14 protein-coding genes, 1 pseudogene and 1 riboswitch are annotated in these 11438 nt (G+C 58.8%); of the genes and pseudogenes, 9 read left to right on the top strand and 6 right to left on the bottom strand.

Translation table 11 applies throughout. From position 1 onward, the window contains the following. A pseudogene (locus AC2FNN_RS20210) lies at positions 1-333 on the top strand (ribosome small subunit-dependent GTPase A); the annotation flags it as partial. Positions 334-372: 39 nt separating this feature from the next. On the opposite strand, the gene AC2FNN_RS20205 reads toward AC2FNN_RS20210, so the two are convergent. Beyond that, positions 373-1230 (bottom strand): alpha/beta hydrolase family protein, encoded by an 858-nt coding sequence (locus tag AC2FNN_RS20205; protein ID WP_496760223.1) that lies wholly within the window; start codon positions 1228-1230, stop codon positions 373-375. Positions 1231-1363: 133 nt separating this feature from the next. Further along, positions 1364-1585: riboswitch (cobalamin riboswitch) on the top strand. Between the two features lie 91 nt (positions 1586-1676). Between AC2FNN_RS20205 and AC2FNN_RS20200 the strand changes: the two genes are divergently transcribed. After that, complete coding sequence (locus tag AC2FNN_RS20200) at positions 1677-2084, top strand: hypothetical protein (RefSeq protein ID WP_496760222.1); 408 nt, start codon at positions 1677-1679, stop codon at positions 2082-2084. Here the strand turns inward: AC2FNN_RS20200 and AC2FNN_RS20195 are convergent. After that, positions 2076-2588 (bottom strand): protein-tyrosine phosphatase family protein, encoded by a 513-nt coding sequence (locus AC2FNN_RS20195; protein WP_496760221.1) that lies wholly within the window; start codon positions 2586-2588, stop codon positions 2076-2078. The genes AC2FNN_RS20200 and AC2FNN_RS20195 overlap by 9 nt on opposite strands. Before the next feature lie 171 nt (positions 2589-2759). On the opposite strand from AC2FNN_RS20195, the gene AC2FNN_RS20190 reads away from it, so the two are divergent. The 3 genes from AC2FNN_RS20190 (at position 2760) to recR (ending at position 5974) form a co-directional block, all read left to right on the top strand. Next, entirely contained in the window at positions 2760-4523 is a 1764-nt protein-coding gene (locus AC2FNN_RS20190; RefSeq protein WP_496760220.1) for a DNA polymerase III subunit gamma/tau, read from the top strand. A 442-nt stretch (positions 4524-4965) separates the two neighbouring features. Then, the gene (locus AC2FNN_RS20185; protein ID WP_171236037.1) at positions 4966-5319 is read left to right on the top strand and encodes a YbaB/EbfC family nucleoid-associated protein; all 354 of its coding nucleotides are present in this window, start codon (positions 4966-4968) and stop codon (positions 5317-5319) included. 61 nt (positions 5320-5380) lie between these two features. Beyond that, positions 5381-5974, top strand: coding sequence for a recombination mediator RecR (gene recR, locus AC2FNN_RS20180; protein WP_496760219.1), 594 nt, complete (start codon positions 5381-5383; stop codon positions 5972-5974). Positions 5975-6033: 59 nt separating this feature from the next. On the opposite strand, the gene AC2FNN_RS20175 is transcribed toward recR, so the two are convergent. Further along, complete coding sequence (locus AC2FNN_RS20175; protein ID WP_496760218.1) at positions 6034-6882, bottom strand: class I SAM-dependent methyltransferase; 849 nt, start codon at positions 6880-6882, stop codon at positions 6034-6036. A 170-nt stretch (positions 6883-7052) separates the two neighbouring features. Here AC2FNN_RS20175 and AC2FNN_RS20170 point away from each other — a divergent pair, with 170 nt between their 5' ends. Further along, positions 7053-7541, top strand: coding sequence for a hypothetical protein (locus AC2FNN_RS20170; protein WP_496760217.1), 489 nt, complete (start codon positions 7053-7055; stop codon positions 7539-7541). Here AC2FNN_RS20170 and AC2FNN_RS20165 read toward each other — a convergent pair. After that, positions 7538-8179 (bottom strand): ribonuclease T2 family protein, encoded by a 642-nt coding sequence (locus AC2FNN_RS20165; RefSeq protein WP_496760216.1) that lies wholly within the window; start codon positions 8177-8179, stop codon positions 7538-7540. The two genes, AC2FNN_RS20170 and AC2FNN_RS20165, sit on opposite strands and share 4 nt — an antisense overlap. A gap of 130 nt (positions 8180-8309) precedes the next feature. Here AC2FNN_RS20165 and AC2FNN_RS20160 point away from each other — a divergent pair, with 130 nt between their 5' ends. Both AC2FNN_RS20160 and AC2FNN_RS20155 read left to right on the top strand, forming a co-directional pair. Further along, complete coding sequence (locus tag AC2FNN_RS20160) at positions 8310-9071, top strand: DUF1013 domain-containing protein (protein ID WP_496760215.1); 762 nt, start codon at positions 8310-8312, stop codon at positions 9069-9071. 53 nt (positions 9072-9124) lie between these two features. Next, positions 9125-9514 (top strand): hypothetical protein, encoded by a 390-nt coding sequence (locus AC2FNN_RS20155; protein ID WP_496760214.1) that lies wholly within the window; start codon positions 9125-9127, stop codon positions 9512-9514. 58 nt (positions 9515-9572) lie between these two features. Here AC2FNN_RS20155 and AC2FNN_RS20150 read toward each other — a convergent pair whose 3' ends face one another. After that, entirely contained in the window at positions 9573-10604 is a 1032-nt protein-coding gene (locus tag AC2FNN_RS20150; protein ID WP_496760213.1) for a permease, read from the bottom strand. Further along, positions 10597-10905, bottom strand: a complete 309-nt coding sequence (locus AC2FNN_RS20145; RefSeq protein ID WP_171207031.1) for an ArsR/SmtB family transcription factor — start codon at positions 10903-10905, stop codon at positions 10597-10599. The genes AC2FNN_RS20150 and AC2FNN_RS20145 overlap by 8 nt, the downstream gene beginning before the upstream one ends. A 133-nt stretch (positions 10906-11038) precedes the next feature. Between AC2FNN_RS20145 and AC2FNN_RS20140 the strand changes: the two genes are divergently transcribed. Beyond that, a partial coding sequence (locus AC2FNN_RS20140; RefSeq protein ID WP_496760212.1) for a GntR family transcriptional regulator occupies positions 11039-11438 on the top strand: 400 nt, incomplete at its 3' end.

Genomic DNA, 11438 nt, shown 5'->3' with positions numbered 1-11438 from the left:
CGCAACGGCGGCTGGTTGATCGATACACCCGGAATGCGTGCATTGCGCCTGCTGGACGCTCAGGACGGGATCGACGACGTTTTCTCGGACCTTGCCGAGTTGAGCCGGGACTGCCGTTTTCCGGATTGCCAGCACAACTCCGAGCCCGGATGTGCCGTGCAAAAGGCAATCAGCCACGGCACGCTTGATCCGGCTCGATTGGACCGGTGGCGCAAGCTGCGGCGCGAAGATCAGCGCAACTCTGAAACCGTCGCGCAGTCCCGGGCGCGGGACAAAGCGTTCGGCAAGATGGTCCGTGGCGTCATGAAGGAAAAGAAACTTTGCAACCGGTGATGGCTGGTCGGTGCCCGGCCCGTCCTGCGCCGCGTCTGATCACGCGATCAGTCGCGGCCAAACCGCTGCATTGCGACGGGCAAATGCTCCGATATGACCAACCTCAGGCAACTCGAAATCGGCGGGGCTCAGCAGGTGGCGGTTGGCATCGGGGCCGTAAAGATCCGCAAGCCGCCAAACCGCTTCCGGCGGCACCATCTGGTCGTCCACGAAGGTGAACAAATCCACGGGCGTTCCAGAATCCTTCCACTGCGCCGCAGGTAACTCATGCCCGATTTCAAGCACATAATTCAAAGGCGCCGTACACCATTTGCGCCACTGCCAATAGACCGATGCCGGCAGATCCGAGCCAAACCCGATCGCCTTTCCGGGAAGGTAGCCAAGGGCTCGGGCTAAAAGCGGGGCATAACCATACCAGAACAACCCTGCCAAACCACGATAGGGCCACGGGTGGTCGCCCAGGGTTACCAGCCCCGAACACACACAGATCATCCGGTCAATCCGATCGATATCCGGCTGCACAGGTCCCAGCATCGCGCCGATCGAATGGCCGATGGTCCAATGCTGCGAATCGGGAAACCGTCTGCGCATTTCCGCCCGTGCCGCGGGCATGTCGATCAAGGCCCAATCCGCCATGGTCGCACGCGAATCTTTCAGACGGCCGGTCAAGGAATGCCCGTAATCGCGATAGTCATAGGTCAGGCAGGCCATACCCTGCTCGGCAGCAAGCCATCGTGCGAAATGACGGTAATAATCGCGCGGCACACCCGTTGCACTGTTCAGCACGACGACGATTTCTGGCGAAGTCTGCGGGCTGTACAACCGGGCAGACAGTGTTTTCTGCCCGGACGGAAAGCGAAACTCCTCGGTCAATACCGTTTGCTCTGTGTCCAACATGATCTCTGGCTTTGCGCTTGGTAAATCCGGTTTCCGAACCTCAACACCCTCGACACTATGCACGAACCGACATCGTATCCAGCATGACCAAGCGTCCGGTCAAAAGATCGGCTTGACTCGATGCGCGCTCAAACGCTAGCGGTTGTGTGATGGTTTCCGGCCTCCACAAGGGGTCGGGATGAAAAGGGAACACGGTGCGGTAATGTCTGGTCATGCAGGCAACAACCAATTCCGCGACTGCCCCCGCAACTGTAAGCGGTAAGCGATGCCGAAACGCCACTGGCCCTGAAGGCTGGGAAGGTCGGCAAAGCCATGACCCGCAAGTCAGGAGACCTGCCATCGGAAACGAAACCGAAACTCGGGCGGGGTGTCCGGGCAGGTCCTGACGGCATCACGCTGTCCCACCTGCCCCCAATATCCTGTCCACCAAGCGCGGAGGGCGCAGGATGATCTGGAAGACAAAAACACATGAATTCAGTGCAACAGTATGTCAGCGGACGGGTAAAACCTGCCCCGCTTTGGCGCGGCTGGCGCGCTCGATATCCGAAGCCATGGCCCAGGCGACCTCGGCCACAAGTGACGATTTCGAGATTGATGGCAGCAGTGAGCTGTCACATTGCACCGAAGGATGTCACGCAGTTTTCCGCGCGCAATCAGACAGTATTCGTGTCTTTTGCGGGACGCAGCCCGAAGCCGCAATTGAGCCGCTGAACGGCTACGCCGACCTGATCTTCGGAAACACGATCAGTGCGATGCCATCGGGCGTCGTGAAAACCCCACCTTGCGCGATGATCGAAGTTTCCACGATCCGGCCTCGAAAACCTGTTTGCCCGCCCGCGCAGATTTCAATCTGAGTCCAGACTGACCGGTGCCTGGGCACGCTGCGAGGCCCAGGCCAGTTGCGCATCCGTTTCGACGGCGCAGGGACGCACCGCCCGCAATCGTTGCAGCGCTGTGTCCGCGCGCTCACCGCATTCAACCATCAGCCGCAGGACAACCATACCTGACCTGCCACATCCCCCACGGCAGTGCACCAATACGCGGCCTCCTCCTGACAGCGCGTGTCGGGCCGCGGCGCTGACGGACGGCCACGCGTCATCAATCGCCTTTGTCGGCGCGCCGAAATCTTCGATCGGCAGGTGAACCCATCGGCTGGCGCGGCTTTGAATATCGCTGCCAAATTCCTGCGCCCCGTCCTGAAGCATTTCGACGTCCGTCGTCATCGAAACAACAAGCCCCGGCTGCCAGGCTGCGATCGTATCCAAATCGATGGAATAATCTCCGCCGCGTCCGGGCATCGAGGTCAGTGCCAGCGTTCCGCCACCGACTTGCAGGGCGTAGATAACCAACTGCGACATGAATCCTGTCCTCCCCAAAGAACTCTTTACAAAAATGAGTCATTAAATCCGCTGATGCAGTTTAGTGCGAAAGCGACTCGTTTCTAAATCAAAAATCATCGCGCCACGCTGTGGACGCGGGCAGCGGTGGCCACTACGCTGTGCCCAAGCACCGAATCCCAACGAGAAGACATGACAGACAGCTCCCGCCCCGCCTATCAGGTTCTCGCCCGCAAATATCGCCCGGAAACCTTTGCCGATCTGGTGGGTCAGGATGCCATGGTGCGCACCCTGAAAAACGCGTTCGCGGCCGACCGGATCGCGCAGGCCTTCATCATGACCGGCATTCGCGGCACCGGCAAAACCACGACCGCAAGGATCATCGCCAAGGGCATGAACTGCATCGGACCCGACGGAACCGGTGGCCCCACAACCGAACCCTGCGGTCAGTGCGAACATTGTGTGGCCATCATGGAAGGCCGCCACGTCGACGTGATGGAGATGGACGCCGCAAGCCGTACGGGCGTCAATGATATCCGCGAGATCATTGACAGTGTCCGCTATCGCGCCGCCAGCGCGCGTTACAAGATTTATATCATCGACGAGGTTCATATGCTCTCGACCAGCGCGTTCAACGCGCTGCTCAAGACGCTGGAAGAACCGCCCGCGCATGTGAAGTTCATCTTCGCAACCACGGAAATCCGCAAAGTGCCTGTCACTGTGCTGTCCCGCTGCCAGCGCTTCGACCTGCGCCGGATCGAACCCGAAGACATGATTGGCCTGCTGCGCAAGGTCGCCGAGGCGGAAAACGCCCAGATCGCCGAAGACGCGCTGGCGCTGATCACCCGAGCAGCGGAAGGATCGGCCCGGGATGCGACCTCGTTGCTGGATCAGGCGATTTCGCACGGGGCTGGCGAGACGACCGCCGATCAGGTCCGTGCAATGCTTGGACTGGCAGACCGTGGCCGGGTTCTGGACCTTATGGATATGATCCTGCGCGGCGATGCCGCCGGAGCACTTACCGAGTTGAGCGGCCAATATGCCGAAGGCGCGGACCCGCTGGCGGTGCTGCGCGATCTGGCCGAGATCACGCATTGGGTGTCCGTCGTGAAGATCACGCCTGACGCGGCGCAGGATCCGACGGTTTCTCCGGACGAACGGACCCGGGGCCAACACATGGCCGAGGCTCTGCCAATGCGGGTTCTCACCCGGATGTGGCAAATGCTGCTGAAGGCGCTCGAGGAAGTCTCGGCTGCTCCCAACGCCATGATGGCCGCTGAAATGGCCGTTATTCGCCTGACCCATGTGGCGGATTTGCCCAGCCCCGAAGAGCTGATCAAACGGTTGCAAGATACCCCGCCACCGCCGCCGAGCGGGCCCAATGGCGGCGTTTCGATATCCCGACCGGGCGCCGGTCCGGCGCCGGCTGGCGCGGCCCATCCACCTGCCTATGCGCCGTCCCCTCGTGGTTCCGGTGGCGCACCGGTTGCAGCCCTGGCGCAGGATGCCCAGACGGCCCTTGCCCGTTACCCGACCTTCGACCACGTGGTGGAACTGATCCGGACCAATCGCGACGTGAAGTTGTTGGTCGAGGTAGAAAACGGCGTGCGCCTCGTCTCCTATCAACCCGGACGAATCGAATTCACACCCGCCGCCCAGGCACCGGCGGATCTGGCGCCACGACTGGGCACTGCCTTGCAACGCTGGACAGGAAATCGGTGGGCTGTCTCGATCGTCTCGGACGGAGAAGCCCCCACAATTGCAGAAGTCAGGGACGAGGCCGAGCTGACACTGAAATCCGAGGCCGAACAACACCCTTTGGTTCAGGCTGTACTGGCGCAATTCCCAAAGGCGAGAATCACCAGGATCGAAACGCCGGAACAACGCGCCGCCAAGGTCGAGACCGAAGCGCTTCCCGAGGTGGAAGACGAGTGGGACCCGTTCGAGGAAGACTGACCCCGCCGCCCGTCACCCCCTGGTTCAAACGAAACAGATCGAAGTTTCGATCGAACACATCCTCCCTTGATGTATGGCACGGACTTGTGCGCATATCACCTCTGCCTGCATGTCTCAGATCGTTTGTTGCGACATCGGCCAGCGGAAGGTGGCCCGTGATAATTCTGGTCCGGGTGCTCCCTGGCCATTCGAACCCCGCCCCGGATTTTCTGTGCCCCATTCAATCAGTCTCGGTTGCAGTCCATACGCGCGCCAAGGGCGATCTGCGCTTGTCGGGCCTGCTGGCAAATATGGCGCCGCGGATGGGCAGCACGTTCCCGCTGACGCCTGCGCTGATCAACATGCCGGTCGGAACAGATGAGCCTCCGACCGGCGGGAGAACCCTTGTGCCATGTGGCTGCTGCCCGTATCTAGAGCGCAAACGGAGACACAGGAGAATACTATGCTGAAAGGACTAGGCGGGCTTGGCGGTTTGGGTGACATGGCCAAGATGATGAAATCCGCGCAGGACCTGCAAACCAAGATGACCGAGATGCAGGAAGAGCTGAACAACATGATGGTTGTCGGCGAATCTGGTGCAGGCCTGGTCAAGGCAACGGCGACAGCCAAGGGTGAACTCAAAGGTCTGGATATCGACCCGTCCATCTTCAACGGCGATGACAAGGAAGTGGTCGAAGACCTGATCCTGGCCGCCATCAAGGATGCGCAGACCAAGGCAACCGAACGTTCGCAGGCAGAAATGGCCAAGCTGACCGAAAGCATGGGCTTGCCCGCAGACATCAAGCTGCCGTTCTGAGCTTCATCTTTTCTAAAATACTCCCGCCGGAGGCTCCCTCCGGCGCAAGACAGGATTGGCCATGAGTTCGAACAGCGACATCGACAATCTGATCGACCTGATGGCCAAACTGCCGGGCCTCGGCCCCCGCTCGGCCCGCCGCGCGGTTCTGCACCTGATCCGAAAACGCGCCCTGCTGCTGACGCCCCTGTCTGATGCCATGCAGCAAGTCGCCGTGACCGCCCGCGAATGCCTGAACTGCGGCAATGTGGGCACCACCGACATCTGTGACATCTGCAACGATGAGGCCCGCGCAACCGGCGAGCTGTGCGTGGTCGAAGACGTGGCCGACCTCTGGGCGATGGAGCGTGCCGGAGTGTTCAAAGGCCGTTATCACGTTCTGGGCGGTACGTTGTCGGCGCTGGATGGCGTTGGCCCGGACGAGTTGCGCATTCCCCGCCTCAAGGACCGGGTTGTGGCCGAAGGGATTTCCGAAGTCATCCTGGCGCTGAACGCCACCGTCGACGGTCAGACCACCGCCCATTACATCGCGGACCAGTTGGAAGGTCAGGTGCGCCTGACCTCACTGGCGCAAGGCGTGCCAATTGGGGGCGAGTTGGATTATCTGGATGACGGAACTATCACGGCGGCGCTCAGGGCGCGTAAGGAATTGTAGCCTGACGCAGAGCGATACACCAGCTGTACGTGTATGTCTCCTGGCTGTCTTTTGTAAGCTTATCCAGGGTTAACTGCTTCAAAAAAGTTTAACTTTGCGGGAATACCCACGCCCTCCGGCTTCTCGAATACCCTGAATTTTTTCATAACTGCTTCTTGTATTGCCGCAACATCCGCATCCGTTCCGCAATACTTTTTTAGAATTCGCGCTGCGGGTCCTATGTTGGAAGCCAAGTCAGCAACTTTCTTGAGCGGTCCTTGATGTTTTAGTGTGATCGCCGAAACCTCTCCTGTCACATTTTTGAACCCTGCTTTTTTCAACACATCGACAACGTAACCGATATCCTGAAAACCCAGAGGTCCCGGTGCGTTGGGATCAGCATGATCAGGTGGGCCCAAACGTGAAACTGCCGCTTTGCATGGAGCATCGAACCAAGGGTTTATTGCCATTGGAGCCCAAGCCGCTGCAATCAAACGCCCCTGTGCCCGCATGTGCTTTCGTATATTGGCAAACGCAGCGTTCGGATCGGAAAAGAACATGACGCCAAAGCGCGAAATCACAAGATCGAATGGCGCGCTTGGGATCGCACCTTGTTGCGCGTCCATCAAAAAATACTTTGGTTTTACAGGAAGTTTTCCAGCTTTCTCTTGAGCGTGCTCCAACAGCGGCTTGGAAATATCCAACGCCGTCAGTGTTCCATTTGGGGGCAGCTTTTTCGCAAAAGCACGGCTCGTAGCGCCGGTTCCGCAACCGACATCAAGCACATCTGCATCATGGATATCACCCGCTCGCCGGATGAGTTCTTGGTCCACCGCTTCAAAAACAGCGTCCAGTTCTTCTTCGAACCTGATCCACTGAAGCCCCGGAGCTGAACTCCAGTAATCCGCCTGCGCTTTGTTGGCAGTCATAGCGTTTCTCACATTCTTGAACGCAAGCACTGTAGCATAGTTGCCGCGCAATACTGTCGTACTTTGAAACTGCTGAAGCATCTGGACTAGGTTTCAGAGAATACTGTTTGCCTGAAACCGAGTTACAGTTAGATACAGCCAACCGCATTTTTTAGTTGGGAGTGCTTAACTTGACCCGCCTTCTCGCCTTTACCTTCGCCGCCTTCACCGCAACCGCCGCCCTGTCGCAGGAACTCGTAGACAAAGGCTTCGTCGAAGGCTGGAACATCATGATGGACCCAACGCTTGGGAACGGGTGTCTGATCCAGACGGTCTATCAGGACCTCTCGGTCGTGCGGCTGGGCTATGACGCATTGGGTAATCGCGGGTACTTCGCCGTGTACAACAAGGCCTGGGGCGACATTAAACAGGGTGAGAGCTATCCGATCCGCTTTGATCTGGACGGCAAAAGCTATGATGCCACGGCCATCGGGTTCAACGAGCGCGACGTGCCGGGCGCAACCGTGTTTTTTACCGACCGAACCTTTGTGAACGCCATCGCCCAAAACAAGACGATGACCGTCTACAATCCCGCAGGCGAGGTGGTGATGGCCATCGATCTGAAAGGCACCGCCAAGGCGTTGGACTATGCGCGGGACTGCCAGAACAAAAAGCTTTAACGAATCGGATCGAAAAGCGCGTCCTTGGCGGTGCAGTCACGGATCACGTCGCGGCCGCAGGGCACCGGATCAAGGTCGCGCGACAGGCACAGGCGGACCTCTTCGATATAGCCCTGTTTGCAGGTGACCGTGATCATATCGCGCTCAAGCCCCGGGTTGGCCTTCAAAAACGCATCCTCGACCACCGAAGCCGGCAGTTTGACGGTTGAATCCAGTTTGCGGAACACCTGTGGGCGCTTGACCGCGTCATAAGCCCGCCGGGACAAGGCAAAATAGTCGGTCGCTGACAATCCCGAGCATGTTCCGTGTTTCTTCCACTGATGCCAAGCAAGGCCGGAACTGCCCTGAATATCCTCCATTTCCCGCGTCATGCGTCGCGAAGGTGGGCTTTCGGGTGTACGGCAGTAGGACGGCCAGCCCTGATGGAACTGTGGCCAAAGCCCGTGCAGTATCCAGCCTTGATCATGCCGATCATCACATTGATCCGAGCCGCGTGCGTCACCTTCGCGGGCGCACCAGTTCGGCGACCAGCTGAGCGACAGGACATAGTAGTCGAACTCGCCCGCCTTTTCGCCCTCGGCCAGCGCAGCGACCGCGCTCAAGACCCACAAAACCAGCCCCATAATCCCTTGGCGCATTCGCCTCTTCCCTTCTTGCCTTTGCGCGACTATATACGGGCCAAGTTCCCCGACAACGGAAACCTGCCCCAAAACCAAGGGGCCGCCGAATTCCGGCGACGGGACAGATGTATGTATAGGAGACGGGCTGATGGCAAAACCGCTTATGGCCAAGGCAACCGCCGTATGGCTGGTGGACAACACCACGATCAGCTTCAAGCAGATCGCGGATTTCGTAGGAATGCATGAGCTGGAAGTGCAGGGCATCGCCGATGGGGATGTGGCTGCTGGCGTGAAGGGATTTGACCCGATTGCCAACAACCAGCTGACCCAGGAAGAGATCGACGCGGCACAGAACAACCCGCTTCACAAGCTGAAGCTCAAGTTCAACCCATCGGCCGCCGGCGAGGAAAAGCGTCGTGGTCCGCGCTATACGCCGTTGTCCAAGCGCCAGGACCGTCCGAACTCGATCCTGTGGCTGGTCAAATTCCACCCGGAACTCAGCGACGGCCAGATTGCCAAGCTGGTCGGCACCACCAAGCCCACCATCCAGTCGATCCGCGAACGCACGCACTGGAACATCGCCAACATGCAGCCGATTGATCCGGTTGCTCTGGGTCTGTGCAAACAGTCCGAACTGGACACCGCCGTACAGAAGGCAGCGGCCAAGAAAGCAGCTGAAGGCGGCGTGATGAGCGATGACGAACGTCGCAAGCTGGTGTCGACCGAGCAGTCGCTGGAAATGGACGCAGCGCCGAAAATCCCGACCGCAATTGAAGGTCTGGAAACCTTCTCGCTGTCCGACGAGCCGTCGGAAGAGAAAGAAGACGAGCCGATCATCGACGCCGACAGCTTTTTCAACCTGCCCAAGGGTGGGTCCGATGAAGAAGACGAAGACGATCTTCGCCCGTAACGCGCAAACAGCCTCGGCCATTACGGCTGGGGCTTTTTTTTCACGGACTCACCATGCTGAACGTTCTATCTGCGGTATTTGGCCCGCATCGCGCCGTCACGATTTATGCCTTTCTGAAAACGTGGGGGCTTGGTCTGGCCGGTGGCGTTGTCATGATTGCCATCGTCACGACATTGTTCCTGCTGGGGGATGAAGGCGAACACGAGCATGAGGCGTTTCTGACCGTCCCGGTTCTGTCTGCAACTCCGGTGAACGGAGATCTGAAGAACGGCGTCGTGGCATCGGTCCGCCTGCCGGATGGGTCCGCCACATCGATTACGTCCACAGATGCACAGATTTCGCAGACAGTGGGCACGACGGCCTGTATCGAAAAACGCATTTATGTCGAAAGCGGAAAAGCCCGGTACCGGCTCAAACTGCCACGTCTCTGCGACGTTAGTTGAACGACGGAACCGAACGGATAAAAGCCGCCCGATGCTGACACCGGGGAGGCTTTTGCGTTCATACCAGTTGAAAGATAATACCTGCCACGATTGCGCCACCGACCCCCAGGGTCAGATAGGTTGCAAAGACACGTGGTTTGACCAATGACCAGACCGCAGCCATCGCCGGGATGGAGCTGACAGCACCGGCAACCATGAACGACATGGCAGCACCCGCTGTCATACCTTGCTCCATCAACCCTGCCAGCAACGGCGGCGCCACATAGGAGTTCAGGTAGGCCGGCATACCCACCAGCGCAGCAACGACGATCGGCAGCACGCCTTCTCCGCCAACCACGCCGGCGATCAGGTCGGCGGGGACATAATTGACCAAAAGCGCCTCAAGCACATAGGCCAGCGCAAGCCATTTCAACAGGAACAGACCGTTGTGCACGAATTCCGAACGGAACCGGGCGCGGCGCTCGGGCTCCTGCCAGAATTTCCAGACCGGTTTGTCATCCTTTTTCGGACCACATCCGCAGCACCCTGCGGGCTTGTATTCGCGCAAAGGCTGGGCAAACGCGCCTTTGCGCATCAGCAACCGAACCGCGAACCCACCGAACAGGCCAAGCGCAACCGCAGCGACAGCCTTGCCGATGGCAAAGGGCCATCCCAGCGCACCGGCGGTAATCAAAAGCGTCGGTGGATCGATCAAGGGTGAGCTGAGCCAGAACGCCATGACCGCGGATAACGGCGCACCAAGGGCCAGAAGACCCGCGATAAAGGGGATAACCTCGCAAGAGCAGAACGGTGCAAGACCACCGAACAACGCAGCCAGAAAGATCATCCGGGTCTCGCGCCCCTCAAAGGCACGCGCCACCATCACCTCGGCGCCGGTCGCCTTGAGGTAAGACAGCAGAAGCACTGCAAACAGAATATATTGCCCTGTATGCGCCAGAGCCTTGGCTGCAAATGCCACCACCTCGGGCAAGTTTCCGGGATCCAGGATTGCCACCGCCGCAAGAATGACGACGATCAGCGTCCAGGGCGTCTTGATCAGGTCCAGCACCACTTTGGCAGTCATGCGGGGGTTCTGTGTCAATTCAGCCATCGTTCGCAGCCTTTCCAACTTCGTCAGCACAGCACTCGCTGAGAATGAATTGCGCCAGATTTCTCAATTCATCGTAATTGGCGCGGTTGATCGTGGTTCGACCGACCTTTTCCTGTTCGACCACACCACCGGCCGCAAGAAACCGCAGGTGATGGGCCAGGGTCGACGGGGCGATCCCTGTCCGGTCCTGTATCTCGCCAACGGTCAATCCGGCTTTGCCAGCCCGGACCAGCGTCTTGAGGACTTTCAGCCGGGCTTCAGATCCCATGGCAGAAAATCCGGCAGCAGCAGCTTCCCACATCCGTTATCTCCATTAAACTAGATTTCTAGTTTTTTAGATCGAAGAAACTTTCCAGTCAACCCCGCTGACAAAATTTCGTGACTGCGATGTAAGTCCAGATTGCCCCGGCCTTAAGTCCACCCTATAAGCAGGCATGGGGATCTCGGTCGATACATTCTTTCTTGAACTCAATGGTCAGGGCACATTGCAGGCCCAGATCCAGCAGATGATTGCCGAAGGCATCTTGTCCGGTCGCTTTCACGTCGGAGAAAAACTCCCTTCGTCACGCAAACTGGCCGCGCATCTTGGGGTCAGCCGAATAACGGTGACATTGGCCTACACCGAACTGTTGGCCAATGACTACCTGACGGCCAAGGGGCGGTCCGGGTATTACGTTTCGCAAAACGCACCTGTCCCCCCCAAGTATTCGCCTGTCCAGCGCGGCACCGAATCCGTTGACTGGGACAAGGCACTGGCGCGCCGCTTTCTGGACAGCGACGTTCTGCCAAAACCCAGCGACTGGCGAGAGTACCGTTATCCGTTCATCTACGGGC

It is taken from the genome of Ruegeria sp. BHSA118 (assembly GCF_059613405.1).
Note: the sequence above shows the minus strand (reverse complement) of the source record. Positions and strands in the feature narration are given on the sequence as shown.